The sequence below is a fragment of the Clavibacter capsici genome (assembly GCF_001280205.1).
Lineage (GTDB): Bacteria > Actinomycetota > Actinomycetes > Actinomycetales > Microbacteriaceae > Clavibacter > Clavibacter capsici.
The window spans coordinates 2,556,330-2,582,647 of the sequence record NZ_CP012573.1 but is presented as its reverse complement, the minus strand read 5'-3'; the positions used below and the strand labels follow the sequence as shown (position 1 = coordinate 2,582,647).

26 protein-coding genes are annotated in these 26,318 nt (G+C 72.8%); 14 read left to right on the top strand and 12 right to left on the bottom strand.

All coding sequences use genetic code 11. The features are described 5' to 3' along the window. Positions 1-78 precede the first annotated feature (78 nt). The 3 genes from AES38_RS12085 to AES38_RS12075 all read left to right on the top strand — a co-directional run bounded on the left by AES38_RS12085 (position 79) and on the right by AES38_RS12075 (position 2,744). Entirely contained in the window at positions 79-711 is a 633-nt protein-coding gene (locus AES38_RS12085) for a hypothetical protein (protein WP_043673457.1), read from the top strand. A 546-nt stretch (positions 712-1,257) separates the two neighbouring features. Continuing rightward, positions 1,258-1,860 carry a sigma-70 family RNA polymerase sigma factor gene (locus tag AES38_RS12080; protein WP_053775188.1) on the top strand — a complete coding sequence of 201 codons (603 nt, stop codon included), beginning with the start codon at positions 1,258-1,260 and terminating at the stop codon, positions 1,858-1,860. Next, a complete protein-coding gene (locus AES38_RS12075) occupies positions 1,857-2,744 on the top strand; it encodes an anti-sigma factor (protein WP_053775187.1) in 888 nt (295 codons plus the stop codon). The genes AES38_RS12080 and AES38_RS12075 overlap by 4 nt, the downstream gene beginning before the upstream one ends. A 77-nt stretch (positions 2,745-2,821) precedes the next feature. Here AES38_RS12075 and pstB read toward each other — a convergent pair whose 3' ends face one another. From pstB to AES38_RS12035, 8 genes are all read right to left on the bottom strand, one after another. After that, a complete protein-coding gene (gene pstB, locus AES38_RS12070) occupies positions 2,822-3,601 on the bottom strand; it encodes a phosphate ABC transporter ATP-binding protein PstB (protein WP_053775186.1) in 780 nt (259 codons plus the stop codon). 44 nt (positions 3,602-3,645) lie between these two features. Next, entirely contained in the window at positions 3,646-4,746 is a 1,101-nt protein-coding gene (gene pstA / locus AES38_RS12065) for a phosphate ABC transporter permease PstA (RefSeq protein ID WP_053775185.1), read from the bottom strand. Then, a complete protein-coding gene (gene pstC, locus AES38_RS12060; RefSeq protein ID WP_172404231.1) occupies positions 4,746-5,744 on the bottom strand; it encodes a phosphate ABC transporter permease subunit PstC in 999 nt (332 codons plus the stop codon). The genes pstA and pstC overlap by 1 nt, the downstream gene beginning before the upstream one ends. 108 nt (positions 5,745-5,852) lie before the next feature. Continuing rightward, a complete protein-coding gene (locus AES38_RS12055; RefSeq protein ID WP_053775184.1) occupies positions 5,853-6,950 on the bottom strand; it encodes a phosphate ABC transporter substrate-binding protein PstS in 1,098 nt (365 codons plus the stop codon). 205 nt (positions 6,951-7,155) lie between these two features. Next, positions 7,156-8,106 carry an NUDIX hydrolase gene (locus AES38_RS12050; RefSeq protein WP_053775802.1) on the bottom strand — a complete coding sequence of 317 codons (951 nt, stop codon included), beginning with the start codon at positions 8,104-8,106 and terminating at the stop codon, positions 7,156-7,158. 80 nt (positions 8,107-8,186) lie between these two features. Then, positions 8,187-10,367: an RNA degradosome polyphosphate kinase gene (locus AES38_RS12045; protein WP_053775183.1), complete on the bottom strand. Its 2,181-nt coding sequence runs from the start codon at positions 10,365-10,367 to the stop codon at positions 8,187-8,189. Between the two features lie 93 nt (positions 10,368-10,460). Further along, positions 10,461-11,375, bottom strand: coding sequence for a mycothiol synthase (gene mshD, locus AES38_RS12040; RefSeq protein ID WP_053775182.1), 915 nt, complete (start codon positions 11,373-11,375; stop codon positions 10,461-10,463). Then, complete coding sequence (locus tag AES38_RS12035) at positions 11,344-12,036, bottom strand: response regulator transcription factor (RefSeq protein ID WP_053775181.1); 693 nt, start codon at positions 12,034-12,036, stop codon at positions 11,344-11,346. The genes mshD and AES38_RS12035 overlap by 32 nt, the downstream gene beginning before the upstream one ends. A 53-nt stretch (positions 12,037-12,089) precedes the next feature. On the opposite strand from AES38_RS12035, the gene AES38_RS12030 reads away from it, so the two are divergent. From AES38_RS12030 to AES38_RS12015, 4 genes are all read left to right on the top strand, one after another. Beyond that, positions 12,090-12,356 (top strand): hypothetical protein, encoded by a 267-nt coding sequence (locus AES38_RS12030; protein ID WP_053775180.1) that lies wholly within the window; start codon positions 12,090-12,092, stop codon positions 12,354-12,356. A 171-nt stretch (positions 12,357-12,527) separates the two neighbouring features. Then, a complete protein-coding gene (locus AES38_RS12025) occupies positions 12,528-13,127 on the top strand; it encodes a heme-binding beta-barrel domain-containing protein (protein WP_053775179.1) in 600 nt (199 codons plus the stop codon). Then, complete coding sequence (ygfZ, locus tag AES38_RS12020) at positions 13,117-14,274, top strand: CAF17-like 4Fe-4S cluster assembly/insertion protein YgfZ (protein ID WP_053775178.1); 1,158 nt, start codon at positions 13,117-13,119, stop codon at positions 14,272-14,274. Before AES38_RS12025 ends, ygfZ begins: the two co-directional genes overlap by 11 nt. Continuing rightward, positions 14,258-15,379, top strand: coding sequence for an FUSC family protein (locus AES38_RS12015; protein WP_053775177.1), 1,122 nt, complete (start codon positions 14,258-14,260; stop codon positions 15,377-15,379). The genes ygfZ and AES38_RS12015 overlap by 17 nt, the downstream gene beginning before the upstream one ends. Here the strand turns inward: AES38_RS12015 and AES38_RS12010 are convergent. Beyond that, entirely contained in the window at positions 15,376-16,188 is an 813-nt protein-coding gene (locus AES38_RS12010; protein ID WP_053775176.1) for a class I SAM-dependent methyltransferase, read from the bottom strand. The genes AES38_RS12015 and AES38_RS12010 overlap by 4 nt on opposite strands. 35 nt (positions 16,189-16,223) lie before the next feature. On the opposite strand from AES38_RS12010, the gene AES38_RS12005 reads away from it, so the two are divergent. After that, complete coding sequence (locus AES38_RS12005) at positions 16,224-16,979, top strand: phosphoglyceromutase (protein ID WP_053775175.1); 756 nt, start codon at positions 16,224-16,226, stop codon at positions 16,977-16,979. A gap of 100 nt (positions 16,980-17,079) precedes the next feature. Here the strand turns inward: AES38_RS12005 and phoU are convergent, their stop codons facing one another. Beyond that, positions 17,080-17,733: a phosphate signaling complex protein PhoU gene (gene phoU / locus AES38_RS12000; protein ID WP_053775174.1), complete on the bottom strand. Its 654-nt coding sequence runs from the start codon at positions 17,731-17,733 to the stop codon at positions 17,080-17,082. Between the two features lie 203 nt (positions 17,734-17,936). On the opposite strand from phoU, the gene AES38_RS11995 reads away from it, so the two are divergent. Continuing rightward, positions 17,937-19,100, top strand: coding sequence for a sensor histidine kinase (locus AES38_RS11995; RefSeq protein ID WP_053775173.1), 1,164 nt, complete (start codon positions 17,937-17,939; stop codon positions 19,098-19,100). Next, a complete protein-coding gene (locus AES38_RS11990) occupies positions 19,097-19,777 on the top strand; it encodes a response regulator (RefSeq protein WP_053775172.1) in 681 nt (226 codons plus the stop codon). Before AES38_RS11995 ends, AES38_RS11990 begins: the two co-directional genes overlap by 4 nt. A gap of 98 nt (positions 19,778-19,875) precedes the next feature. On the opposite strand, the gene AES38_RS11985 is transcribed toward AES38_RS11990, so the two are convergent. Continuing rightward, a complete protein-coding gene (locus tag AES38_RS11985) occupies positions 19,876-20,442 on the bottom strand; it encodes a hypothetical protein (protein ID WP_053775171.1) in 567 nt (188 codons plus the stop codon). A 165-nt stretch (positions 20,443-20,607) separates the two neighbouring features. Here AES38_RS11985 and AES38_RS11980 point away from each other — a divergent pair, with 165 nt between their 5' ends. The 4 genes from AES38_RS11980 (at position 20,608) to rlmB (ending at position 24,940) form a co-directional block, all read left to right on the top strand. Then, a complete protein-coding gene (locus AES38_RS11980) occupies positions 20,608-21,090 on the top strand; it encodes a CarD family transcriptional regulator (protein ID WP_053775170.1) in 483 nt (160 codons plus the stop codon). A gap of 43 nt (positions 21,091-21,133) precedes the next feature. Further along, positions 21,134-22,366: a 2-C-methyl-D-erythritol 4-phosphate cytidylyltransferase gene (gene ispD / locus AES38_RS11975; RefSeq protein WP_053775169.1), complete on the top strand. Its 1,233-nt coding sequence runs from the start codon at positions 21,134-21,136 to the stop codon at positions 22,364-22,366. A 71-nt stretch (positions 22,367-22,437) separates the two neighbouring features. Continuing rightward, a complete protein-coding gene (gene cysS, locus AES38_RS11970; protein WP_053775168.1) occupies positions 22,438-23,892 on the top strand; it encodes a cysteine--tRNA ligase in 1,455 nt (484 codons plus the stop codon). Further along, on the top strand, positions 23,882-24,940 hold the full coding sequence (gene rlmB, locus AES38_RS11965) for a 23S rRNA (guanosine(2251)-2'-O)-methyltransferase RlmB (RefSeq protein WP_053775167.1): 1,059 nt from the start codon (positions 23,882-23,884) through the stop codon (positions 24,938-24,940). Before cysS ends, rlmB begins: the two co-directional genes overlap by 11 nt. Positions 24,941-25,012: 72 nt before the next feature. On the opposite strand, the gene AES38_RS11960 is transcribed toward rlmB, so the two are convergent. Next, on the bottom strand, positions 25,013-26,317 hold the full coding sequence (locus AES38_RS11960) for a DUF4032 domain-containing protein (RefSeq protein ID WP_053775166.1): 1,305 nt from the start codon (positions 26,315-26,317) through the stop codon (positions 25,013-25,015). Between the last annotated feature and the right edge of the window lies 1 nt (position 26,318).

Genomic DNA, 26,318 nt, shown 5'->3' with positions numbered 1-26,318 from the left:
GCTCATGGATCCAGCCTACGCGGGTGGCCCCGACGCGCGCCGGACGGCGGTCGCCCCGCCCGGCGTACGCTTGCCGGGATGTCCGGCGACTACCACAAGCCCACCAAGTTCTCCGGGTCCAAGTTCGAGAGCATGCTCGGCGGCGAGGACCCCGCCATGATCAGCCGCGTGGCCCACGAGACCGCGTCGGCGCTGCTGGCGCGCGTGCGGGCGGATCCCGACCCCGCGGTCGTCGAGCGCCTCATCTCCTACACCGACGAGCACGGCATCGACGCGGTCGCCGAGCTGTGGTCGCGCGCGAGCCCGCGCAGCCTGCCGGGCGCGCTCTGGCGGCTGTACCTCATGCGCGCGCTGATCCGCCAGGATCCCGACGGCATCAGCCTCCTGTACCAGCGCGGCACGGAGGTCGCCACGACCATCGACCCCGTCGTCGCCGGGGCCACGGCGCCCACCGGGCCCGCCGAGATCGTGGAGCTCGCCGACAGCATCCTCCGGGGCCTGTTCACCGGCGACTTCGCGGTCGCCCTCGACCGCGCCGGCGCGTTCAGCCGGCTGGCCGCGCTCGGCGCGACGAGCGTCGCCGACGACCTGGACGCCACGGCGTCCCCGGAGCGCGCCGGCGACCTCACCACGCGTGCCCTCCGCCTCTCGCAGATGGCCGCCGACCTCGTGCAGTGCGCCCGGCTGTGGCGGAGCGAGCGGCTCGACTGATCCGCGGGGACGCGTCCGCGGATCCGCCCCGTTCGCTGTGAGCGCGACGCCCGGGACGACAGCCCGCGCCGTCTCGCGTACAGTGGTCGAGGTCGGGCCGCAGTAACCCCGGGCTCCAATATTCGCCGCTCCGAGCGGCCTCGCGCCGAGAGGCGTTCCTGCGGTCCGGCTCCTCTCGCCCTCCCTCGCCGGGAGGATGGCCCCCCCACGCGAGCGGCCCGCCCGGCGTCGTCCGTCCCCGTGGGATCCGGGCGTCCTGTGACCAATCCAGGACGTGACCCGCGCCGAAGAGTCATCGTGGGGCGCTCACCCGCTCCGCATCCGACACCCGTGAGGGTGCGACCCGCATCGGTCGTGTCCTGCTGCGCGGCAGGCCGCCCGGCCATCCCAGATGCCGCGAGAGCGGGATCCGACCGGTGCGGGGCTCCCCGCTACCTCCCGCACCATCCGCTCCACCACCCGGAAGACCCACATGACCTCCCCGCACATCCACCTCCGCTCGGCCGGCGTCGATGCGCCTGCATGCGGAACCCGGCCGGGTCTGGGATGCTGGGGCTCGTGCCTTCATCGATCGAGCGTCCCGACCTACCCGGGCCGGCGGACCCCGAGTCGAAGGAGGCCCTCCTCGGCCGCGTCGCCCAGGGCGACAGGCGCGCCTTCGCCGAGCTCTACGACCAGCTCGCCCCGCGCGTCCTCGGCCTCGTCCGCCGCCTGCTCGTCGACCACGCGCAGTCGGAGGAGGTCACGCAGGAGATCTTCCTGGAGATCTGGCAGTCCGCTTCCCGCTTCGACCCCGCCAGGGGCGCAGCGACCACGTGGGTCCTCACCATGGCCCACCGCCGCGCGGTCGACCGCGTGCGCGCCTCCCAGTCCAGCCGTGACCGCGATGTTCGCATCGGCATCCGCGACCACGAGAGCGGCTACGACCAGGTCTCCGAGACCGTCGAGATCAGCATCGAGCACGAGAGGGTGAAGAAGGCGATGACGAAGCTCACCGAGATCCAGCGCCAGGCCGTCTCGCTCGCGTACTACGGCGGCTACAGCCACAGCGAGGTCGCCTCCATGCTCGACGTGCCCATCGGCACCGTGAAGACGCGTCTGCGCGACGGCATGATCCGCCTGCGCGACGAGATGGGGGTCGCATCATGACCACCGACGACGACCTCCGCACGCTCACCGCGGCCTACGCGCTCGGCGCCGTGGACGCGCACGAGGCGGCCGAGTTCGAGGCGCTCCTGGAGCGCGACCCGGTGCTCCGCGCCGAGGTCGAGGAGCTGCGGGCGACCGCGGCCGACCTCGCCTGGACGACCGAGCCGGTGGATCCCTCGCCGCGCCTCAAGGCCGACCTCATGTCCCTGCTCGACGCCACCCCGCAGCTGCCGCCGCTCGCCGTGCCCGATGCGGCGCCCGCCGACGACCGCCGGCCCGCGCCCGTGACGGAGCTCCGTCCGGCCGTCGCCGCCGGCGACGCGTCCGCTCCCTCGGCTCCATCCGCGTCCGCTCCCTCGGCTCCGTCCGCGTCCGCTCCCCGCGAGCGCCTCGGCTCCGCGTCGGCCCGCGCCTCCGAGCGCTGGTTCCGCAGGCCCGGCGCCCTCATCGGCGTCGCGGCCGCGGCCGTCGTGCTCGTGGTCGGCGGCGTGGTCGTCGGCGCGAACGTGGGCGGCCCCGGCAGCTCGCAGGGTCCCGTCGCCTCGGCGTACGAGCAGGTGACCACCGCGTCCGACGTGGTGATCGACAAGCGCGACGTCGTCGGCGGCGGTACTGCCACGGTCTACTTCTCGGCCTCCGAGGCGAGGACGGCGGTCGTGCTCAACGACGCGTCGCCGCTGCCCGACGGCCGCGTGCTCCAGATGTGGTACGTCGGCAAGTCCGGCCCCGTCTCCGCCGGCGTCATGCCGTCCGAGGGCGGAGCGGGTCACGCCGTGCTCGAGGGCCGCTACACGCCGGGCGACACCGTGGCCATCACGGTCGAGCCCGAGGGCGGATCCGAGCAGCCCACCACCGAGCCCATCGTGGCGGTCACCAGCACCTGATCACGCGACCGCCCGCACGACGACGACGGCCCCGCATCCTGCGAAGGATGCGGGGCCGTCGTCCGTCTCGCGGCGGATCAGCCGAAGCGGCCGCTCACGTAGTCCTCGGTGGCCTGCACGCTGGGCTTCGAGAACATGGTGGTGGTGTCGTCGTACTCGATGAGCTTGCCCGGCTTGCCCGTGCCCGCGATGTTGAAGAACGCGGTGCGGTCGGAGACGCGGCTGGCCTGCTGCATGTTGTGGGTCACGATCACGATCGTGTACTGCGCCTTGAGCTCCTCGATGAGGTCCTCGATGGCGAGCGTGGAGATCGGGTCGAGCGCGGAGCACGGCTCGTCCATCAGCACCACGTCCGGCTGCACCGCGATGGCGCGCGCGATGCAGAGGCGCTGCTGCTGGCCGCCGGAGAGGCCGGATCCGGGAAGGGCCAGGCGGTCCTTCACCTCGTTCCAGAGGTTGGCGCCGATGAGCGACTGCTCGACGAGCGCGTCCGCGTCCGACTTGGAGATCTTGCGGTTGTTGAGCTTCACGCCCGCGAGCACGTTGTCGCGGATCGACATGGTGGGGAACGGGTTCGGCCGCTGGAAGACCATGCCGACCTGGCGGCGCACGAGCACCGGGTCGACGCCGGGGCCGTAGAGGTCGTTGCCGTCGACGAGCACCTCGCCCTCGACGTACGCGCCGGGGATGACCTCGTGCATGCGGTTGAGCGTGCGCAGGAAGGTGGACTTGCCGCAGCCGGACGGGCCGATGAAGGCGGTGACCGTGCGCGGCTCGATCCGCAGGTTGACGTCCTCGACCGCCTTGAACTTGCCGTAGTAGACGTTCAGGTCGTTGACTTCGATGCTCTTGGACAAAGGGTGTTCCTACCGATCGGGTGAGTGGGCCGGGGGAGCGGGCGCTAGCGGCCGAGCTTGGGGGCGAAGATGCGGGCGATGAGGCGGGCGACGATGTTCAGCAGCATCACGATGAGGATCAGCACGAGCGCGCCGGTCCACGCGCGGTCCACGTAGGCGAACGCGTCGCTGCCCTGGTCGGCGTACTGCCGGAAGACGAACACCGGCAGGGTCATCATCTGGTCCTTGAACGGGTTGTAGTTCATGCTCTGCGTGAAGCCGGCCACGATGAGCAGCGGCGCGGTCTCGCCGATGACGCGCGCGATGGCGAGCATCACGCCCGTGACGATGCCGGCCAGCGACGTCGGCAGGACGATCTTCACGATGGTCAGCCACTTCGGCACGCCGAGCGCGTACGACGCCTCGCGGAGCTCGTTGGGGACCAGCTTCAGCATCTCCTCGGCGCTGCGCACGACCACGGGGATCATCAGCACGGAGAGCGCCAGCGCGCCGCCGAAGCCCAGGCGGATGCCGGGGCCGAGGAAGATCACGAGCAGCGCGTAGGCGAAGAGGCCGGCGACGATGGACGGGATGCCGGTCATCACGTCGACGAAGAACGTGATCGCGCGGGCCAGGCGACCGCGGCCGTACTCCACGAGGTAGATGGCGGCCATCAGGCCCACGGGGATGGAGATCACCGCGGCGATGGCCGTGACGATCAGCGTGCCGATGATGGCGTGGAGGCCGCCGCCGCCCTCGCCGACCACGTTGCGCAGGCTCGAGTTGAAGAACAGCGGGTCGAAGCGGGCGGATCCGTTGGTGACGGCCGTGATGACGAGCGAGATCAGCGGGATGAGCGCGAGCACGAACGCGACCGTGACGAGGATCGTGATGACCCGGTCCTTCGCCTTGCGCTCGCCCTCCACGGCGAGCGAGATGCTGAACAGGGCGACGGCGAACAGGAGCGTGCCGAACACCGCGGTGCCCACGAGGTTGAACCCCTCCGCGGCGCCCGAGAGCTGGAGCACGAGGAAGATCGCGGCCATCACGAGCCAGGACGCGACGAAGATCGCGGGGGCCGTGAAGCGGTGCAGCTTGCCGGCGGTGAGGGAGTTGGGCAGGGTGCTCGCCGCGGGCCGCGTGCGGGAGGGGGCTGTCGTCGCCATTAGTTCGCTCCGGAGAAGGCCTTGCGGCGGCTGATGATGTAGCGGGCCAGCATGTTCACGGCCAGCGTGATGACGAAGAGCATGAGGCCGGACGCGATGAGCTCGTTGACCTTGAGGCCGTACGCCTCGGGGAAGCTCAGCGCGATGTTCGCGGCGATGGTGTTCGAGTTCGTCGACTGGAACCAGGCGAAGTTCACGACCGCGGCGGGGGAGAGGACGATCGCGACCGCCATCGTCTCGCCGAGGGCGCGGCCGAGGCCGAGCATCGAGGCCGAGATGATGCCGGGGCGGCCGAACGGCAGGACGGCGGTCTGGATCATCTCCCAGCGCGTCGCCCCCAGGGCGAGCGCCGCCTCCTCGTGCAGCTTCGGCGTCTGGAGGAAGACCTCGCGGGAGAGCGCGGTGACGATGGGCAGGATCATGACGGCGAGGACCACCGCGACCGTGAAGATCGTGCGGCCGGTGCCGGAGACGGGGCCGGCGAAGAGCGGGAACCAGCCGAAGGCGTCGGTGACGAACGCGTAGAACGGCTGCAGGAACGGCGCGAGGACGGTGATGCCCCAGAGGCCGAAGACCACGGAGGGCACCGCGGCCAGCAGGTCGATGATGTAGCCGAGGCCCTGCGCGAGCCGGCGCGGCGCGTAGTGCGAGATGAACAGGGCGATGCCGATGGCGACCGGGACGGCCATGAGCATGGCGAGCGCGGCGGCGTAGACGGTGCCGAACATGAGCGGCCCGACGAAGGCCCAGAAGCCGCTGCCGCCGGAGACCTCCGCGGGGGGCGCGGTGAGGGCGGGGATGCTCTGCACGATGAGGAACAGCGCGACGGCCGCGAGGATCACGAGGATGAGCGTGCCGGACCCGCGGGATGCCCCGGAGAAGATGCGGTCGCCCACGCGGGCCTTGGGCTTCGCGTCCTGCGAGCTGCGGGGTTCGGCGGCGTCGCGCGGCCGATCGGTCTCGGGAGCCTGGGGAGGCTGCGGGGCGGCGGTCGTCATGGGTCGGGTTCCCTACGGTCGAGATGGTGGGGCTGGGGACGGCGGGGGCCGCCCGTGGGAGCGCCCCCTGACCCGCGCGGACGCGGGTCAGGGGGCGGACGGCGGGTGCTACTTGATGGACTCGACCGCGGTCTTGACCTGCGCGGCGACCGTGTCGGACAGCGGCGCGGCGCCGGCCTTCTCGGCGGCGACCTGCTGGCCCTCGGTGCTGGTCACGTAGCCGACGTACGCCTTGACGAGCTCGCCGACGGCCGGGTCCTTGTACTCCTGGCAGGCGATGAGGTAGCTGACGAGGACGATCGGGTAGACGCCCGCCTCGGTGGTGGAGTAGTCGAGGTCGAAGACGACGTCGTTCTCCTCGCGGCCCTCGGCCTCGGGCGAGGCCTCGACGACGGCCGCTGCCGCCTCCGGGGAGAAGCCGACGAACTCGTCGCCGACCTTGATCTTCGCGACGCCGAGGTCGCCCGCCTTGGACGCGTCGGCGTAGCCGATGATGTTGGTGCCGCCGGTGACGGCGTCGACGACGCCGGACGTGCCCTGGGCCGCCTCGCCGCCCTGGTAGGGCCAGACGCCCTTGGGCTCGGCGTCCCAGACGTCCTTCGCCGTGGTGTTGAGGTACTTCGCGAAGTTCTCGGTGGTGCCCGAGTCGTCCGAGCGGTGCACGGCGGTGATGCCCGCGTCGGGCATCGTGGCGTCGGGGTTGAGCGCGACGATGGCCGGGTCGTTCCACTTCGTGATGGTGCCCTTGAAGATGCCCGCGGTGGTGGCGGGGTCGAGGTGCAGCTCCTTGACGCCGTCGATCTTGAAGATCATGGCGATGGGGGAGATGTAGGCGGGGACGTCGATCGGCTTGGTGCCGTCGGCGCACTGGCCGAACGTGCCGGTGAGCTCGTCGGTCTTCAGCGCGCGGTCGGAGCCGGCGAACATGGCGTTCTGGCCGCCGGCCATGAAGGCCTCGCGTCCGGCGCCGGAACCCTCGCCGGCGTAGCTGACGGTGACGTCGGGGTTGGCGGTCTGGAACGCGGCGCTCCAGGCCTCCTGGGCGGAGCCCTGGGAGGTGGCGCCGATCCCGTTGAGCGAGCCGGAGAGGGTGGACGCCGATGCGGACCCTCCCTCGGCGGGCGCCTCGTTGGCGGCGCAGGAGGAGAGGGCGATGGCGGTGACGGCGGCGAGCGCTGCTGCGCTGCCGAGACGCGAGATCTTCACGTGATGGAGCCTTCCGGGTATTTCGTGCTGTGAGGGGGCCGGTGCATGCCCCTGGACGAAGCTATGTCGGGCTCTTGACCGGATCGGCCGATATCGGTGAACGGCAGGTGAACACACCGCGCGGATGGGGCCGGGCTCAGGCTCGCGGGCGCACAGTGGTCGGTCGGACTCCGGACGGGCGACGACCCCGCGGCGTCCGCGGACGTCAGGAGGAGGGCCCGTAGCTCTCGACGGCGAGGATCCCCGCCTCCGGGTCGGACGCCGACAGGTGCACCACCGAGAACTCGGCGGGCGACAGCATCCCGGCCCGCGGCATGCGGCTCGCGTCGGGCGTCTCGGTGGCGAGGGCGATCTCGTGCAGGATCTCCGGCAGGACCGGGCTGTGGCTGCAGAGCACCGCGCTCCTCGCCTTGCGCACGCGCTTCGCGACGGTCTCGCGCACGGATCCGCCGTCGGCCTCGTACGCGTCCTGGCTGATGCCCGCGTCCTCCTTCACCTGGCGTCCGAGGGCCTCCGCGAGCGGCCCGACGGTCTGCAGGCAGCGCTCGGCGGTGCTGCTGGTGATGACGCGCGGCCCGAACGCGGCGAGCGTGGGGACGATGGATCGCGCCTCCTCGCGGCCGCGCGCGCTGAGCGGCCTGCCGGCATCGGCGCCGTCCCACTCGTAGGGCTGGACGGCGTGGCCGTGACGCAGCGCGATGAGGGCGAACGAGCGGTGCGAGCCCGTCTCCACGAGCCCGGCGAACAGGTCGAGGATCTGCACCTCGCCCGGGTAGTCGAGGCGCTTGCGCGCGTTGGGGATCGACACCCACTCGACGCTCTCGACCTCGTCGTCCGGCTCGAAGCGGCCGGCCTCCACCATGGCGTCGGTCGCCTCGGCGGCCCAGTAGCTCACGGACTTGCGGCGCCCGCCGGAGATGCCGTACTCGATGGCCCCCAGGGGGACGCCGAGCGCGACCCGGAGGCCCGTCTCCTCGTGCACCTCGCGGACCGCGGTCTGCGGGAGGGTCTCGCCCGGATCCACCTTGCCCTTGGGGAGGGAGGTGTCGCGCCGGCGGGTGCGGTGGATGATGAGCACCCGGATGCGCCCCTCGAGGACTCGCCAGACGACGGCGCCGGCGGCGAACACGGTGGGGCGGGACGTCACGTCCGCCAGGTTAGCCGGATCGGCGACGCGGTCGGCGCCCCCGGATGCCCCGGGGGCGCCGACCGCGGACGGCCGGCGCGGAGCCGTGCTCAGCGGAGCACGCGTCGCTTGCGCTTGGTGACGATGCCCATGACCGCGGTCTGCAGGTCCTCCAGCGTGGTGCCGTCGGGGCCCTTGTTGCGGCGCGTCCACTCGCCGTCGGAGTCGAGCACCCACGCGGACGTCGTGTCGGCCATGGCGCGGTCGAAGAGGTCCTCGATCTCCTGCAGGTGCGCGGGATCCACGAGCCGGACGAGCGCCTCGACGCGCCGGTCGAGGTTGCGGTGCATCATGTCCGCGCTGCCGATGTAGGTGGCCTGGTCGCCGTCGTTGACGAACGAGAAGACGCGGGAGTGCTCGAGGTACCGGCCGAGGATGGACCGCACCTCGATGTTCTCGCTGAGCCCCGGCTGCCCCGGCGTGAGCGAGCAGATGCCGCGCACCCAGACCTGCACGGGCACGCCCGCGTTGCTGGCCCGGTAGAGCGCGTCGATGATCTTCTCGTCGACGATGGAGTTGACCTTGATGCGGATGCCGCTCGGCTTCCCGTCGAGCGCGTTCTGCGTCTCCACGGCGATGCGCTTGAGCAGGCCCTTCCGCAGGTGCAGCGGTGCGACCAGCAGGCGCTTGAACTTCTTCTCGATGCCGTAGCCGGAGAGCTCGTTGAACAGGCGCGTGAGGTCCTTGCCCACGACGTCGTCCGCGGTGAGGAGCCCGAGGTCCTCGTAGATGCGGCTCGTCTTGGGGTTGTAGTTGCCCGTGCCGATGTGGCTGTAGTGCCGGAGCACCCCGCCCTTCTCCTGGCGGATGACGAGCGCGAGCTTGCAGTGCGTCTTGAGCCCCGCGACGCCGTAGACCACGTGCACGCCGGCCTTCTCGAGCTTGCGCGCCCACGTGATGTTGGCCTGCTCGTCGAAGCGCGCCTTGATCTCCACGAGCGCGAGGACCTGCTTGCCCGCCTCGGCGGCGTCGATGAGCGCCTCGACGATGGGGCTGTCACCGCTCGTGCGGTAGAGCGTCTGCTTGATGGCGAGCACGTGCGGGTCCGCCGCGGCCTGCTCGAGGAACGCCTGCACGCTCGTGGTGAAGGACTCGTAGGGGTGGTGCAGCAGGATGTCCTGCTGCGCGATGGAGCGGAAGATGTCGGCGCGCGAGTTGTCCTCGGCGGGCTTCAGCGCGACGGCCGTGGTGGGCACGTTGTTCGGGTAGTGCAGCGCCGGCCGGTCGAGCTTGGCGAGGTCGAACAGGCCGCCCAGGTCGAGCGGGGACGGGAGCGTGAACACCTCCTGCTCGGTGATGTCGAGCTCGCGCATGAGGAGGTCGAGCGTGACCGCGTCCATGTCGTCCGAGATCTCGAGGCGGATGGGCGGGCCGAACCGGCGCCGCAGCAGCTCCTTCTCGAGGGCCTGGATGAGGTTCTCGGTCTCGTCCTCCTCGATCTGCACGTCCTCGTTGCGCGTGACGCGGAAGACGTGGTGCTCGACGATCTCCATGCCGGGGAACAGCGTCTCCAGCTGGTTCGCGATGAGGTCCTCGAGGGCGATGAAGTCGATGGGGCCCGAGCGGGTGTCCGGCGTGAGCGGCATGAAGCGCGGCAGCATCTGCGGCACCTTGATGCGCGCGAACTCCTGGCGGTTCGTCTTCGGGTTGCGGATCCGCACGGAGAGGTTGAGCGAGAGGCCGGAGATGTAGGGGAACGGGTGGGCCGGATCCACCGCGAGCGGCATGAGCACCGGGAACACCTGCTCGGAGAACAGCTCGTGCAGCCGGTCCTGCTGGGCCGCGTCGAGCGAGTCCCAGCGGACGATGCGGATGCCGTGCTCCTCGAGCGCCGGGCGGACGCTGTCGTTGAAGGCGGCCGCGTGGCGGACCTGCAGGCGGTAGGCGGTCTCGTTGATGGCGGACAGCACCTCCGCGGGGGTGCGGCCGATGTTCGTGGGGACGGCGAGTCCCGTGGCGATGCGGCGCTTGAGGCCGGCGACGCGGACCATGAAGAACTCGTCGAGGTTGCTGGCGAAGATCGCGAGGAAGTTGGCGCGCTCGAGGACGGGCAGCTCCGGGTCCTCGGCGAGCTCGAGCACGCGGCGGTTGAAGGCCAGCCAGCTCAGCTCGCGGTCGAGGAAGCGCCCCTCGGGGAGGGTCCCGTCGTCCTCGAGGATCTCGTCCTCGTCGAAGTCGTCCAGGGATTCGGCGACCGCCTTGGCGTCGCCGATGTACGTCTCGCTGTCCATCCGCCCATCATGGCATCGCGGTGTGCGCTCCGCCCTCGGGGAGGTGAACGCACGGTGAACCGCATCGGGGGCGCGCCGGCGGGGGCGCGGGGATCAGGCGCGGCGGTACTGGACGTCGACCGCGGCGTCCCGGAACGCGGCCCGGCGGTACAGGGCGAGGGCGGGCGCGTTGTCCGCCTCGACGTACAGGTCGACGTCCTCGTGGCCCCGCGCGGCGAGCCGGTCGAGGCCCGCGGCGAGGAGGGCGGACCCGAGCCCGCGGGCGGCGCGGTCGGGATCCACGCCCAGCACGTAGACCTCGGCCTCGCCGTCCTCGACCTTGAGCCAGTGGAAGCCGGCGAGCCGGCCGTCCGCGTCGCGGGCGAGGAGCAGCAGGGCGGGGTCGAACCAGGGCTCGGCGACGCGGTCGTCGAGGTCGCCGCGGGTCATGCGGCCCTGCTCGGGGTGGCTCGCGAACGCGCGGGCGTTGAGCGCGACCCAGTCGTCGGCGTCGTCGGGGGAGAAGGAGGAGAGGGCGAGGCCCGCCGGCATCGGGCGCTCGCCGAGGCCGTCGCGCGCCTCCGCGACGGACGCGCGCAGCCGGAGCAGCTCGCGGGCCCGGTCGAGCCCGGCGGCGGCGGCGAGCGAGCGGGCTGCCGGGTGGTCGCCGTGCGCCCAGACCGAGACGGGGTATCCGTCGGCGTCGGCCAGCACGGCGTCGAGGAGCGCGCGTCCGACGCCCCGTCGGCGGTGGGCGGGATCCACGACGAGCTCGGCCGCGACCCCGCCGTCGCCGCGCGCCACGACCGCCGCGCCGACCGGGCGGCCGTCCTCCCCGTGCACGACGAGCGCGGACGGCCCGTCGTCGGCGCCGAGGGTCAGGCGCGTCTGCTCGTTGAAGGGCGCGGGGCCGTCGGCCTCGCGTGCTCGGTCGGCGAGCGCGAGGATCCCGCGGACGGCGTCGGGGGTCGCGTCGACCCGGTCGACGCGCGGGGCCTCAGGCTCCTGAGGGGGCGGGATCGCGCTCACTGTCCTCCTCGTACACGTTGAAGCGGTAGCCGACGTTGCGCACCGTGCCGATGAGCGACTCGAGGTCGCCGAGCTTGGCCCGGAGGCGCCGCACGTGCACGTCGACCGTGCGCGTGCCGCCGAAGTAGTCGTAGCCCCACACCTCGCTGAGCAGCTGCTCGCGCGTGAAGACCCGCGAGGGGTGGCTCGCGAAGAAGCGGAGCAGCTCGAACTCCTTGAAGGTGAGGTCGAGGGGCTTGCCGTGCACCTTGGCCGAGTAGCTGGCCTCGTCGATGACCACGCCCGACGCCTGGATCTTGCTGCCCGTGTGCTCCTGCGCCGCGCGGCCGATGACGAGGCGGACGCGGGCGTCGACCTCCGCCGGGCCGGCCGAGTCGAGGATCACGTCGGTCGCGCCCCAGTCGGCGCTCACCGCGGTGAGGCCGCCCTCGGTGAGCACGAGGATGAGGGGCGTGCCGCCGCCCGTGGTCGTGAGGATCTTGCAGAGCGACTTGGCGCTGGCGAGGTCGCGGCGCGCGTCCACGAGGACGAGGTCGGCCGCCGGGGCGTTGACGAGGCTGGCCGCGTCCGCCTGGATGTGCCGCGTGCGGTGGCTGAGGAGCCCGAGCGCCGGGAGCACGTCGGTGTCCGCGGACGAGGTCAGGATCAACAGCTGGGCCACAGGGATCCTCCATGGATGAATTGACCCCATGATACGTGGGGCAGGATTGGCGGGTGACCTCCCCCCTGCGCAGCCTCGTCCCGGTCTGGCTGGCCGCCGTCGTCGGCGCGGTCGTGGTGTCCGCGGCGGTCGGCCCGCACGACGCCCCGCGGTGGTTCCCCCTCGTGCTCGCGACGTGCGTGGTCGCGACCTTCGTGATCCAGCTGGCGCTGCCCCGCAAGACCGGCTTCGTGGACCGCGCCGTCGGCAGCGTCGTGGGGGCCGTGCTCGTGCTCGCCGCGGCCACCGCGGTCGTGCTGCTCCTGCCCGCCTCGGCCTGACCCGGCAGGCCTGCGACGGCCGCCCGTGGGGTAGATTGAGGCCATGTCGTCGCTGCTTGCTCTGGAACTCCTCTTCACCGGACTGCTGGTCCTGGCGAGCCTCTCCATCGGCTGGGTGTCGCTCGTCGTGGTCTACAACCTCTTCCGCGGCCAGCGCTGACCGCGCGCCGCATGATCGAGATCCCGACCGGCCTGCCCGCCGAGCTCGTCCCGCTGTCCTGGCTCCTCGGCGTCTGGGAGGGCTCCGGCGTCGTCGAGTACTCCGTGGGCGACGAGGTCGTCCGCCGCGAGTTCGGGCAGCGCATCAGCTTCAGCCACGACGGCCTCCCGCACCTCAACTACTCCTCCTACGCCTGGATCGAGGGCGACGACGGCCCGGTCCCCTTCGTCACCGAGACCGGCTACTGGCGCCTGCGCCGCCGCGTCACCGACGGCGACCCGGGTCCGGCCATGCTGCCGCCCACGGGCGAGCGCCCCTTCACGACGGCCGACGAGGTCGAGACGCTCCGGAACGCCGACGGCGGCTTCGACGTCGAGGTCGCGCTCGTGCACCCGGGCGGCGTGAGCGAGCTCTACGTCGGCCAGGTGAAGAGCGCGCGCATCGACCTCGCCACGGACGCGGTCATGCGCACCGAGGGCGCCAAGGAGTACACGGGCGCCACGCGCCTCTACGGGCTCGTCGAGCGCGACCTGCTCTGGGCGTGGGACATCGCGGCGCTCGGCCAGCCGCTGCGCACGCACGCCTCCGGGCGGGTGGCGCATGTCGACTGACCCGGATCCCGCCTCCCGCTCGCCCTTCCTCGACCTGCCCGGCGCCGTCGCGGCCGACGCCGACGGGCCGGACGCGGGCGTCCCGGCCCACCACGGATCGCTCGTCCAGGAGCAGCGCGCGCTCGCCGCGGGCACGGCCGTCGTCGACCTCTCGCACCGCGCCGTCCTCTCCGTCACGGGCGAGGACCGGCTGACCTGGCTGGACTCCATCACCAGCCAGTCGCTGCGCGGCCTCGCCCCCGGCGACTCCGCCGAGACCCTGTTCCTCGACCAGAACGGCCGGCTCGAGCACGCGGTCGGCGTGCTCGACGACGGGGTGTCGACCTGGCTCCTGCTCGGCGCCGCGGACGCGCCGGCCCTCCTCGCCTACCTCCAGCGCATGCGCTTCATGCTGCGCGTCGAGCCCGCCGATCGCACGGCCGAGCTCGCGGTCGTCGGCACGCTCGGCGAGCCCGACCTGCCGGTGGCGGCGCCCGCCGGGGTGCCGCTCGTGTGGCGGGACCCGTGGGTCCGCGTCGCGCCCGGCGGCCACCAGTACGCGGCCGCGGCGTCGCACCCGGGCGAGGGCTGGAGCTGGAGCGAGCGCCTCGTGCCGCGGTCCGAGCTGCCGGGCGTCGTCGCCCGGGTCGCGTCGGGCGAACTGCCCGTCGCGGGCGTCCTCGCGGCGGAGGCCCTGCGGATCGCCGCGTGGCGCCCGCGCTTCGCCACCGAGGTCGACGACCGCACCATCCCGCACGAGCTCGACTGGCTGCGGAGCGCCGTCCACCTCAGCAAGGGCTGCTACCGCGGGCAGGAGACGGTCGCCAAGGTGCACAACCTCGGCCGTCCGCCGCGCCGCCTGGTGCTGCTGCAGCTCGACGGGTCGGACGCGGTCCTGCCGGGCACCGGATCCGACGTGCGGCTCCCCGCCGACGCCGAGGGCGCGCCCGGCGAGGTCGTCGGAGCCGTCACCTCCTCCGCGCTGCACCACGAGCTCGGCCCGATCGCGCTCGCGGTCATCCGCCGGAACGTGGACCCCGCCGCGCAGCTCGAGGTGGTCGCCGACGACGTGCGCGTGCAGGCCATGCAGGACGTGATCGTGCCCACCGACGCCGGCCGCTCCGCCGACGTCCCCCGCCTGCCGCGGCTCGGTGCGGTCCGCCGCTGAGCGCGCGCGGGACCGGTCGGCCCGGGCCGCCCGCACCCTGAGGCACCGGGCGGATCCGCGCGCCGCGCTCCTGCGGCTGTGGGGATCGGCGCCCGCCGCCCTCCAGATCGCCGTCGCGGCCACGGGCGGCTGGGCCTTCGCGCACCACGTCCTCGGCCACGACACCCCGCTGCTCGCCACGACCGTCACCATCACGAGCCTCGGCTTCGTGCGCGACGCGCGACCCGTCCGGGTGCTCGAGACGGCGATCGGCATGACCGTCGGCATCACGCTCAGCGAGGTGCTGCTGCTCGGGATCGGGCGGGGCGCCTGGCAGCTGTTCGTCATCATCCTGGCGACGCTGCTGGCGGCGCGGCTGCTGTCGTCGAACGCCGCGTTCGCCGTGGCGGCCGGCGTGCAGGCCGTGCTCGTGGCGCTCCTGCCCGCGCCGCCCGGCGGCGTCTTCGTCCGCAGCGTCGACGGGCTCGTGGGCGGCGCGGTGGCGCTCCTCGCGACGGCGCTCATCCCACGGGATCCGCGCCGCCAGGCCATCCGCGAGGCCCGCCGCGTCTTCTCCGAGTGCTCCTACGCGCTCACCTCGCTCGTGACGGCGCTGCGGCTCGGCGACGCGACGGCCGCGGACCGGGCGCTCGACCGGCTGCGGCGCACGCAGCCGCTCATCGACGCGTGGAGCGCCGCGGCCGACTCGGCCCTCTCGATCGCGCGCATCTCGCCGTTCCTCCGCCGCCACCTGCCGGAGCTGCGCGACCAGCGGCGGGTGCTCGACGGCATGGACCTCGCCGTGCGGAACCTCCGCGTGATCTCCCGCCGCATCGACTTCCTCGTGGTGGACGGGGTCAGGCGACCGGTCCTCGCGGAGCTGCTCGCGACCGTCTCCAACGGCGTCAACCTGCTCGGGCAGAGCCTCTCGGATCCGTCGGCCGCGCCGCTCGCCCAGCAGAACCTCGTGCTCGTCGCCGTCCGGCTGGATCCGCGCGAGCTCATCCCCGGCGCCCCCGTCGGCGAGGTGATGCTCGTCATGCTCCTCCGCCCGCTCCTCGTCGACCTGCAGGTGGCGGCGGGCGTCGACGCGGCGACCGCCCGCGCCGCGCTGCCCGAGGTCTAGGCCGGCGCCACCGCCGACCACGGCACGGTCAGCTCGCCGAGCCGCCAGCGCGCGCGGCCGCCCTCGACGGGGACGCCCGCATCGCGCATCCGCTCGACGGCGCCCAGCCACTGCTGCCTCGGGCCGTACACGCCGAGCGGGGCGCTGAGGATCCAGCTCCGGTCGAGCAGGGCGAGCACCTCGTGCACGCGCTCGCCGGGGACGTTGCGGTGGATGAGCGCCTTCGGCAGCCGCTCGGCCACGATCGACGGCAGCTCCAGGCCCGCGAGCCGCAGCGAGATCGTCAGGCTGCGGGGGCCGTCGGCGCGCACGTCGACCCAGCTGGCGACCCGGCCGATCTCGTCGCACGTGCCCTCCACCACAGATCCGCCGGGCGCGAGCCGCGCCGTCATGCGCGCCCAGGCGGCCGGCACCTCCGCCTCGTCGTACTGCCGCAGCACGTTGAACGCGCGGATCACGGTCGCCCGCTCGCCGCCCGGCAGCGGCACCTCGAAGCCGCCGCGGACGAACGCGACCCGCTCCCGGGCCGAGGCGTCCGGCCACGCGGCGAGCTGCTCCCGGGCACGCGCCACGCGCCCCGGCTCGATCTCGATGCCCACGACGCGCACGTCCGGCCGCGCCTCCCGCAGCCGCCGGTGCATCTCGAGCGCCGTGATCCCGCTCGCGCCGTAGCCGAGGTCGACCACGAGCGGGTCCTCCGCGGTGCGCAGGGAGTCGAGGGTCCGGATCCACCTGTCCACGCGCCGGAGGCGGTTCGTGTTGGTCGTCCCGCGGGTCACGGAGCCGACGGGGGAGGCGGCGCCCGGCATGGGTCCAGTCTCCCATTGCTCGATAGGCTGGCCGCATGGCTGAACCCCGCACCCTCGTGCTGCTGCGTCACGGCAACAGCGACTGGAACCAGAAGAACCTGTTCACCGGATGGGTGGACGTCGAGCTGAGCGAGCAGGGCGTCGCGGAGGGCCAGCGCGCCGGCGAGCTCCTCGCCGAGTCCGGCATCCTCCCCGACGTGCTGCACACCTCCGTCCTCATCCGCGCCATCGACACCGCCAACATCGCGCTCAAGCGCGCCGGCCGGTCGTGGATCCCCGTCCAGCGCACCTGGCGCCTCAACGAGCGCCACTACGGCGCGCTCCAGGGCAAGGACAAGGCGCAGACCCTCGCCGAGTACGGCCCCGAGCAGTTCGCCACCTGGCGCCGCTCGTTCGACGTGCCGCCGCCCCCCATCGCCGACGACGACGAGTACTCGCAGTCGCGCGACCCGCGCTACGCGGACCTCGGCGACGACCTGCCCCGCACCGAGTGCCTCAAGGACGTCATCGAGCGGATGCTGCCCTACTGGGAGTCCGACATCCAGCCCGACCTCGCCTCCGGCCGCACGGTGCTCGTCACGGCGCACGGCAACTCGCTGCGCGCGCTCGTGAAGCACCTCGACGGCATCTCGGACGCGGACATCGCCGAGCTCAACATCCCCACGGGCATCCCGCTCGTGTACCGGCTCGACGAGGACTTCCGCCCGATCGTCCCCGGCGGCGAGTACCTCGACCCCGAGGCGGCCGCCGCGGGCGCCGCGGCCGTGGCCGCGCAGGGTTCCAAGAAGTAGCGCCCGCGCACGTGCGACGAGAGCCCGACCGGATCATCCGGTCGGGCTCTCGTCATGTCACCGCGCAGCGGCGGGCCGGCGCGATGCCGGCGGACGCGGATCAGGCGTCGGACTGCACCCAGTCGCCGGTCGCGAGGTACTGCACGGTCTTCGCGATGGACACCGCGTGGTCGGCGAAGCGCTCGTGGTAGCGGCTGGCGAGCGTGGAGTCGACCGTGTCGACGGCCGCGCCCTTCCAGGTCTCGCCGAGCACCTTGTCGAAGACGCTGAGGTGCAGCTCGTCGATGCGGTCGTCGTCGTTGCGGATCTCCTCGGCGAGCTTCGGGTCCTCCGTGGTGAGGAGGTCCGTGAGCTTGCGGGCGATGGCGACGTCGAGCTGGCCGAGCTCGAGGAACGTGGGGCGGAGCGACTTCGGCACCACCTTGTCCGGGAAGCGGTAGCGCGACAGCTGCGCGATGTGCTCGGCGAGGTCGCCCATGCGCTCGAGCGACGCGCTGATGCGGAGGGCGCTCACGACGATGCGGAGGTCGCGGGCCACCGGCTGCTGGCGGGCGAGGATGTTGATGGCCAGCTCGTCGAGGCTCGTCGCGAGCTCGTCGATGCGGCGGTCCTGCTCGATGACCGTCTCGGCGAGGCTGACGTTCGACTCGTTGAACGCGCGGGTCGCGTTCTCGATGGAGATGGCGACGAGCGCGGAGATCTCGATGAGACGCTCCTGGACCTCGTGGAGCTCCTGCTGGAACACTTCGCGCATGGGGACGTCCTTTCAGGCCGCCCCGCTGCGAGGGACGGGGTGGTTCTCGGGCACGGCGGACCCCGGGTGACGGTCCACGTCCTGACGACTCTGGTCATGCGAGGTTAACGCACGGTGCCGGCGAGCTGAATTCGCGACCCCGAGCACGGCGCTGGACGGCTGGACGGCCGGGAGCCCCTGGCACGGTCTCCTAGTGTGGGCGCATGGACACCGGTGCGTTGGTGCTCGTCTGCCTCCTCATCGGACTGGCGGTCGGCGCGGGATTCGTGTGGCTGCTGCACCACGCGGCGGACCGTGGCGACCGTGCCGTCGAGATCACCAACCCGGTCGTCCCGGACGGCGTCGACCAGGTGCTCGAGGCGCTGGAGTCGGCCGGCATCGTGCTCGACCCCTCCAACAACGTCATGAAGGCGTCGCCCGGCGCGATCTCCTCGGGCCTCGTCTTCCACCAGGCGCTCGTGCACCCGGAGCTCGTCTCCATGGTCGACCGGGTGCGGCGGTCCGGCGAGCCGATGGCCGACGAGGTGTCGCTCGCGCGGGGTCCGTTCGGCGCCGCCGAGTTCCAGATGCACGTGCGCGTCGCGCGCCTCGGGACGCGCTACGTCCTCCTCCTCGCGGAGGACCGCACGGAGTCCCACCGTCTCGACCAGGTGCGCCGCGACTTCGTGGCCAACATCAGCCACGAGCTGAAGACGCCCATCGGCGCGGTCGGCCTGCTCGCGGAGGCGCTCGACTCGTGCGCCGACGACGCCGTGCAGGTGCGGCGCTTCGCCGCGCGGCTCACCACGGAGTCGGCCCGGCTCGCGCGCATCACGCAGGAGATCATCGAGCTCTCCCGGCTCGAGGCGGCGAACGCGCTGGAGAAGGCGGAGCCCGTCGACGTCGACCACGTGATCAGCGTCGCGCTCGACCAGGTGCGCCTCGGCGCCGAGCTCCGCGGCATCGAGCTGGCGCGCGGCAAGCGCTCGCGCACCACCGTCTACGGCGACGAGGCCCTCCTCGTCGTGGCCGTGCACAACCTGCTGAGCAACGCGGTGAACTACTCGCCTGACGGATCCCGTGTCGGCATCGGCGTCATGGTCGACGACGGCGCCGTCGAGGTCGTGGTCACCGACCAGGGCATCGGCATCCCGGAGGACGAGCAGGACCGGATCTTCGAGCGCTTCTTCCGCGTCGACCAGGCCCGCGCCCGCGACACCGGGGGCACGGGGCTCGGGCTCAGCATCGTCAAGCACGTCGTGCAGAATCATGGCGGCGACGTGCGGGTCTGGTCCCGCCCCGGCCGCGGCTCGACCTTCACCATCCGCCTCCCCGAGGCATCGCAGACCCCGGCGCTCGCCGGTACGGACATCGGAGAACCCACGTGACACGCATCATGCTCGTCGAGGACGAGGCGTCGCTCAGCGAGCCGCTCGCCTTCCTGCTCCAGCGCGAGGGCTACGAGGTCGACGTCGTCGAGGACGGCCCCGCGGCCGTGGCGGCGTTCGACAAGGACGGGGCGGACCTGATCCTGCTCGACCTGATGCTCCCCGGCCTCCCCGGCACGGAGGTGTGCCGGGAGATCCGCACGCGCTCGGCGGTGCCGATCATCATGCTCACCGCCAAGGACTCCGAGGTGGACATCGTCGTCGGCCTCGAGCTCGGCGCCGACGACTACGTGACGAAGCCGTACTCGACGCGGGAGCTGCTGGCGCGGATCCGCGCGGTGCTCCGCCGCAAGGTCGAGGTCGACGACGAGCCGCTCAACGTGCTCGAGGTCGGCACGGTCCGCATGGACGTGGAGCGCCACACGGTCGAGGTCGGCGGCCGCGAGATCGCGATGCCGCTGAAGGAGTTCGAGCTGCTCGAGCTGCTGCTCCGCAACGCCGGCCGCGTGCTCACGCGCGGGCAGCTCATCGACCGCGTATGGGGCTCCGACTACTTCGGCGACACCAAGACGCTCGACGTGCACATCAAGCGGATCCGCTCGAAGATCGAGCGCGAGCCGTCCGACCCCGTGCTGCTCGTCACCGTGCGCGGGCTCGGCTACCGCTTCGAGGCGTAGCCGGTCGCGGCCGGCGCGACCCGGGCCGCGCACGGCGAAGGCCCCGTCCCCTCCAGGGGCGGGGCCTTCGTCGTGCGTCCGGGCGGGCCGGCGCGGGATCAGTTCGTGTCGTCCTCGAGGCCCTCGTCGCCCTCGGTCGTGCCGGGGGTCGTGGTGACCTTCGTGTCGGGCGTGGATCCGGTCTCGCCGGGGACCAGGTTCGTGTACGTCTCCTGGTCGCCGTTGAGCACGGGGACGTCCATCTCGACGCCCTCGGCGTCGCCGTACTGGATGTAGATCTTGGTCAGCGAGCCCGGGGTCGGGTCGACCGAGTCGAAGACGATGCGCTGCGAGTCCTCGGCGCCGAACTTCGTGAGGCCGGGTGCCGCGGTGACGGTGCGGGTCTCGCGGTCCGCGCTGCCCGGGGTGAGCTCGTGCTGGAAGGCGACGCGCTGGCTGTCGCCGGAGTTGTTGACGAGCGTGACGACGAGGCTCGCGCCCGCCGCGGATCCGTCCTCGGAGAGGAGGATGGCGTTCCGCACCTCGATGTCGCCGACCGTGGCGTCGAAGCCGTCGCTCGGGAAGTAGGAGATCTGCGTCGCCTGGGGCGTGATGAAGGTGCAGGACGACGTGCCGACCGCGATCAGGGCCGCGAGGACGATGGACGATGCGGTACGCGCTCTCACGGGACCCTCCGGTTGTCGCACGGGGCCGGCGCCGGGGCGTCCGGGGGCGTCCGCGCGTGTATCAGCTGACCCGCCCAGCCTACGGGATGCGCTGCGGCGCGACCGCCCGTCGGCGCGCGGGACCCGGCTGGTACCCTGGACGGCAGTCTGAGGAACGGGGAGTCCATGATCTTCGAGGTCGGCGAGACCGTCGTGTACCCGCATCACGGGGCGGCGACCATCATCGAGGTGAAGAAGCGCGTCATCCGCGGCGAGGAGAAGCTGTACCTCAAGCTCGACGTCAGCCAGGGCGGGCTCCAGATCGAGGTCCCGGCGGAGAACGTCGACATGGTCGGCGTGCGCGACGTCATCGGCCGCGAGGGCGTGGAGCGCGTGTTCGCGGTGCTGCGCGCCGAGTTCACGGAGGAGCCCACCAACTGGTCGAGGCGCTACAAGGCGAACCTCGAGAAGCTCGCGTCGGGCGACGTGCTGAAGGTGGCCGAGGTCGTGCGCGACCTGTGGCGCCGCAACGAGGATCGCGGCCTGTCCGCCGGCGAGAAGAGCATGCTCCAGAAGGCGCGCGGCATCCTCGTGGGCGAGCTGGCCCTCGCGGAGAAGACCGACGAGGAGCACGCGTCGACGCTGCTCGACGAGGTCCTCGCCTCCTGATCCGCCCGCCGTCGGCGCAGGCCGCCGCCGGTAGCCTGGCCGAATGAGCCACGACCCCGTCGTCCCGTCCGCCCGCGCGACCGATGGCGCGTCGGTCCACGGGCCCCGCCTCGGCGTCGTCGTGGTCGCGGCGGGCAGCGGCACCCGGCTCGGAGCGGGCATCCCGAAGGCGCTCGTCGAGGTCGGCGGCGCCACGCTGCTCGCCCGCTCGCTCGGCGCCGTCCTCGCCCTCGCCCAGGAGGCGCACGTCGTCGTGGTCGCGCCCGAGACGCACCTGGCCGAGACGACCGCGGTCGTGGACGCCGTCGCGGGCGCGGCCCGCGGATCCGTCGCGGTCGTCGCCGGGGGAGCGACCCGGCAGGGCTCGGTGCGGGCGGGGCTGGCGGCGCTCGCCGGATCCGTCGACACCGTCCTCGTGCACGACGCCGCCCGCGCGCTCACCCCCACCGCCCTCTTCGACCGGGTCGCGCAGGCCGTCCGCGACCAGGGAGTCGGCGTCGTCCCGGGGCTGCCCGTCACCGACACGATCAAGCGCGTCGACGCCGCGGGGGAGTGCCTCGGCACGGTCGACCGCAGCGACCTCGTCGGCGTCCAGACCCCGCAGGGCTTCCCGCGCGCTCCGCTCGACGCCGCCTACGCGGCGGCGACCGCCGAGCACACGGACGACGCCGCGCTGTTCCAGGCCGCGGGCGGCGACGTCCGCGTGGTCCCGGGCGACGCCCTCGCGTTCAAGGTCACCACGGCGTGGGACCTGCGGCGCGCCGAGGAGCTCGTCGCGCGGGCGGGCGGCGCCGGATCCACCGCCTCGCGCCTCCGCTCGGGGATCGGCACCGACGTGCACGCGGTCGACGCCACCCAGCCGCTCTGGCTCGCGGGCCTGCACTGGCCGGGCGAGGCGGGCCTCGCCGGCCACAGCGACGGCGACGCCGTGAGCCACGCGATGTGCGACGCCCTCCTCTCCGCCGCGGGCCTCGGCGACATCGGCGGGATCTTCGGCACCGACGACCCGGAGCTCGACGGCGCGCACGGCGAGGTCTTCCTCCGGCGCACGGCCGAGCTCGTCCGGGAGGCCGGCTTCTCGATCGTCAACGTCGCCGTGCAGGTCATGGCCGTGCGCCCCAAGCTGTCGCCGCGGCGAGCCGAGGCCGAGCGGATCCTCGCGGCCGCGGTCGGCGCGCCCGTCTCGCTCGCCGGCACCACGACCGACGGCCTCGGCTTCACGGGGCGCGGCGACGGCGTCGCGGCGGTCGCGACGGCCCTCGTCGAGCGCCTCTGAGCCCGCCACCGCGCGGCAGGGCGGCCCGTCATCCGGCGGGGGCACGGAGGCGCGCTGACTAGGATCTGTGTGTGACCCTGCGCCTCCATGACTCCCGGACGCAGTCCCTGCGGGACTTCGTGCCCCTCGTCGACGGCAGGGTCGGCATCTACGTCTGCGGCCCGACCGTGCAGTCCGCGCCGCACATCGGCCACCTCCGCAGCGCGCTCGCGTACGACCAGCTGCGTCGCTGGCTCACCCACCGCGGGCTCGACGTCACGCTCGTCCGCAACGTGACCGACATCGACGACAAGGTCATCGACAACGCGCGTCGCGGCCAGGAGGCCGGCGGCACCGAGGAGTGGTGGGCGCTCGCCTACCGCGTCGAGCTCGAGTTCTCCCGCGCCTACGCGGCCCTCGGGATCCTCCCGCCCAGCTACGAGCCCCGCGCCACGGCGAGCATCGGCGAGATGCAGGAGATCATCCGGCGGCTCGTCGAGCGCGGCCACGCGTACCCGGCCGACGACGGATCCGGCGACGTCTACTTCGACACCGCCTCCTGGCCCGAGTACGGCGAGCTCACCCGCCAGCGGGCCGCCGACATGGAGGCCGCGGCCGACGCGGATCCCCGCGCCAAGCGCGACGTCCGCGACTTCGCCCTCTGGAAGGGCGCGAAGCCGGGCGAGCCCGCGAGCGCGTCGTGGCCGTCGCCGTGGGGCGCCGGCCGGCCGGGCTGGCACATCGAGTGCTCCGCCATGTCCACGCGCTACCTCGGTGCTGAGTTCGACATCCACGGCGGCGGCCTCGACCTCCGCTTCCCGCACCACGAGAACGAGCTCGCGCAGTCGCGGGCCGCGGGGGACCCGTTCGCCCGCTACTGGCTGCACAACGGCCTCGTCGCCGTCGCCGGCCAGAAGATGAGCAAGTCGCTCGGCAACTCCCTGTTCGCGGCCGACCTGCTCGCGTCCGCGCGCCCGGTCGTGGTCCGCTACTTCCTCGGATCCGCGCACTACCGCTCCACCCTCGAGTTCCACGACGGCGCGCTCGCCGAGGCCGAGGCCGCGCTCGACCGCATCGAGACGTTCCTCGACCGCAGCGCCCGGCGCCTCGCCGGCACGCGCTTCCAGGCCGCGCCCGCCCCGGTCGACGGCGCGCCGGCCGCCGTGCCCGACGCCTTCGCGGACGCCATGGACGACGACCTCAGCGTCCCGCAGGCGCTCGCCGTGCTGCACGACGCCGTCCGCGCGGGCAACGCCGCCCTCGACGCCGGCGACCTCCAGGAGGCCGCAGCCCAGCGCGCGGACGTCTCCGCGATGGTGGCCGTGCTCGGCATCGACCCGCTCGCCGACGAGTGGCGCACCGCGTCCGACCAGCCCGCGCGCCGTGCGCTGCAGGCGCTGGTCGAGCACAGGATCGCCGAGCGACAGACCGCGCGGGAGGCCAGGGACTTCGCCCTCGCCGACCGCATCAGACAGGAGCTGGCCGAGGCCGGCATCACGATAGAGGACTCGCCCGGCGGGTCGCATTGGAGCATCGATGGCGAATAAGCCCAGCCGATCAGGCGCGGTACGCAAGACCAAGAAGGGCCCGCTCAAGGGATCCGGAGGGCAGGGCAGGCAGGCCCTCGAGGGCAAGAAGCCCACGCCGAAGGCCGAGGACCGCCCGTACCACCCCGCGGGCAAGCGCAAGGCCGCGAAGGACCGGTACGAGGCGGCGTCCGCGGGCGCCAACCGCGGCCGCGACGAGCGCTCCGAGCGCTCCGCCACGCCGCGCGCCCGCGCGACCGACCGCCCCGCCGCGGCCGACGCGCCGCGCGCGCGCCGCGCCAAGCAGCAGGACGAGTCCGAGGTCGTCACCGGCCGCAACTCGGTGGTCGAGGCGCTCCGCGCGAAGATCCCCGCGACCGCGCTCTACATCGCCTCGCGCATCGAGTACGACGACCGCGTCAAGGAGGTGCTGTCGCTCGCCACCGGGCGCGGGATCCCCGTGCTCGAGGTCATGCGCCCCGAGCTCGACCGCATCGCCGGCCACGACGCCGTGCACCAGGGCCTCGCGCTCAAGGTGCCGCCGTACGAGTACGCGGACGCCATCGAGCTGCTCGACAAGACGATCTCGCGCGGCCAGGTGCCGCTCATGGTCGCGCTCGACGGCATCACCGACCCGCGGAACCTCGGCGCCATCATCCGCTCCGTCGCCGCATTCGGCGGCCACGGCGTGATCGTGCCGCAGCGCCGCTCGGTCGGCCTCACCGCCAGCGCGTGGAAGACGTCGGCCGGCGCCGCCGCGCGCACGCCCGTCGCCATGGCGTCGAACCTCACGCAGACGCTCAAGGCGCTCAAGCAGCGCGGCGTCTTCGTGGTCGGCCTCGACGGCGGCGGCGACATGTCGCTGCACGAGTTCACGCTCGCGGACCGGCCGATCGTGGTCGTCGTCGGATCCGAGGGCAAGGGCCTGTCGCGCCTCGTCACCGAGACCTGCGACACCGTGGTCTCCATCCCGATCGGCGCCTCGACCGAGTCGCTCAACGCCGGCATCGCCGCGAGCGTCACGCTCTACGAGATCGGCAAGCTGCGCGCGGCCGCCCGCGCGAAGTAGCCCCGCCACCACGACGAGCCGGGACCCGCGAGGGTCCCGGCTCGTCGTCGTGCGGCATCATGCGCCGGAGGTTCAGACCTTGGTGCGCCAGTCCTCCGCGGCCTCGGCCTCGGTGATCGGCACGTCCGACTCGTCCTCGATGACGCCGATCGACTCCGTCGGCGGGTCGATGACGGTCGCCTCGTCGCGGCGGTGGCGGAGGATGTCCTGCACGTACGCGGTCACGGCCTCGGCGAGCGGGATGTCCCGGCTCAGCTTCTGCGACATGTACCAGCGGTGCTCGAGCAGCTGGTGGAACACCTCGGCGGGCTCCAGCTTGCCGCGGAGGTCCCGCGGGATCGCGCGCACGACCGGTTCGAACACGCGCGCGAGCCACTCGTGCGCCACCATCTCCTCGTCGAGGTCCTGCTTGTCGAAGGTCGCGGTGTACGAGTCGAGGTCGTTGAGCAGGCGGCGTGCCTGGTTCTCCTGCGCGTCCACGCCCGTGAGGCGCAGCAGCCGGCGCTGGTGGTGGCCGGCGTCCACGACCTTGGGCTGGATCCGCACCTGCGAGCCCTCCGCGGTCGTCCGGATCGCGAGCTCCTCGATGTCGAAGCCGAGGTCGTTGAGCCGGTCGACGCGCTCGTTGATGCGCCAGCGCTCCGACGTCGGGAACTCCTCGCGACCCGTGAGCTCCTTCCAGAGCGTGCGGTACTGGGCGACGATCCGCGTGCTGGTCTCGAGCGGGTCGAGCCCCTCCTCGATGCGGCCGCCGGCCTCGAGGTCCATGAGCTCGCCGGCGATGTTGACGCGGGCGATCTCGAGATCGTTCTCGCGCTGCCCGTTGGAGAGGCCGCCGTTGAAGAGCTTGCCGGTCTCGGCGTCCACCAGGTACGCGGCGAAGGCGCCGGCGTCGCGGCGGAAGAGCGTGTTCGACAGCGAGACGTCGCCCCAGAAGAAGCCGATCATGTGCAGCCGCACGAGCAGCACCGCGAGGGCGTCGACGAGGCGGGTCGCGGTGTCCGGTCGCAGCTGCTGCGAGAACAGCGCGCGGTAGGGGAGCGAGAACTTGAGGTGCCGGGTGACGAGCACCGACTTCAGCGGATCGCCGTCCTCGTCCGTGCGGTTCGTGATGACCGCGACCGGCTCCACGCACGGGATCTCGAGGCGCTGCAGCGTCCGCAGCATGTCGTACTCGCCGCGCGCCATCTCGTCCGTCGTCTCCTTGATGGCGATGACGTAGCCGGAGAGGTTCGCGAACCTCACGAGGTGCCGCGAGATGCCCTTGGGGAGCGTCGCGATGGCCGAGGAGGGCCACTCGTCGAGCGGCAGCTGCCAGGGCAGGTCGAGGAGCGCGGGATCGACCGTCGCCGAGGTGATGTTCAGGGATCCGGCCATG

What these genes read in the sequence shown, in the direction of transcription:
- AES38_RS12085 (WP_043673457.1), top strand. Translation starts at nt 79, where the DNA reads ATGTCCGGCGACTACCACAAGCCCACCAAGTTCTCCGGGTCCAAGTTC.
- AES38_RS12080 (WP_053775188.1), top strand. Translation starts at nt 1,258, where the DNA reads ATGCTGGGGCTCGTGCCTTCATCGATCGAGCGTCCCGACCTACCCGGG.
- AES38_RS12075 (WP_053775187.1), top strand. Translation starts at nt 1,857, where the DNA reads ATGACCACCGACGACGACCTCCGCACGCTCACCGCGGCCTACGCGCTC.
- pstA (WP_053775185.1), bottom strand. Translation starts at nt 4,746, where the DNA reads ATGGCGACGACAGCCCCCTCCCGCACGCGGCCCGCGGCGAGCACCCTG.
- pstC (WP_172404231.1), bottom strand. Translation starts at nt 5,744, where the DNA reads ATGACGACCGCCGCCCCGCAGCCTCCCCAGGCTCCCGAGACCGATCGG.
- AES38_RS12045 (WP_053775183.1), bottom strand. Translation starts at nt 10,367, where the DNA reads ATGGACAGCGAGACGTACATCGGCGACGCCAAGGCGGTCGCCGAATCC.
- AES38_RS12025 (WP_053775179.1), top strand. Translation starts at nt 12,528, where the DNA reads ATGATCGAGATCCCGACCGGCCTGCCCGCCGAGCTCGTCCCGCTGTCC.
- ygfZ (WP_053775178.1), top strand. Translation starts at nt 13,117, where the DNA reads ATGTCGACTGACCCGGATCCCGCCTCCCGCTCGCCCTTCCTCGACCTG.
- AES38_RS12010 (WP_053775176.1), bottom strand. Translation starts at nt 16,188, where the DNA reads ATGCCGGGCGCCGCCTCCCCCGTCGGCTCCGTGACCCGCGGGACGACC.
- AES38_RS12005 (WP_053775175.1), top strand. Translation starts at nt 16,224, where the DNA reads ATGGCTGAACCCCGCACCCTCGTGCTGCTGCGTCACGGCAACAGCGAC.
- phoU (WP_053775174.1), bottom strand. Translation starts at nt 17,733, where the DNA reads ATGCGCGAAGTGTTCCAGCAGGAGCTCCACGAGGTCCAGGAGCGTCTC.
- AES38_RS11995 (WP_053775173.1), top strand. Translation starts at nt 17,937, where the DNA reads ATGGACACCGGTGCGTTGGTGCTCGTCTGCCTCCTCATCGGACTGGCG.
- AES38_RS11980 (WP_053775170.1), top strand. Translation starts at nt 20,608, where the DNA reads ATGATCTTCGAGGTCGGCGAGACCGTCGTGTACCCGCATCACGGGGCG.
- ispD (WP_053775169.1), top strand. Translation starts at nt 21,134, where the DNA reads ATGAGCCACGACCCCGTCGTCCCGTCCGCCCGCGCGACCGATGGCGCG.
- rlmB (WP_053775167.1), top strand. Translation starts at nt 23,882, where the DNA reads ATGGCGAATAAGCCCAGCCGATCAGGCGCGGTACGCAAGACCAAGAAG.
- AES38_RS11960 (WP_053775166.1), bottom strand. Translation starts at nt 26,317, where the DNA reads ATGGCCGGATCCCTGAACATCACCTCGGCGACGGTCGATCCCGCGCTC.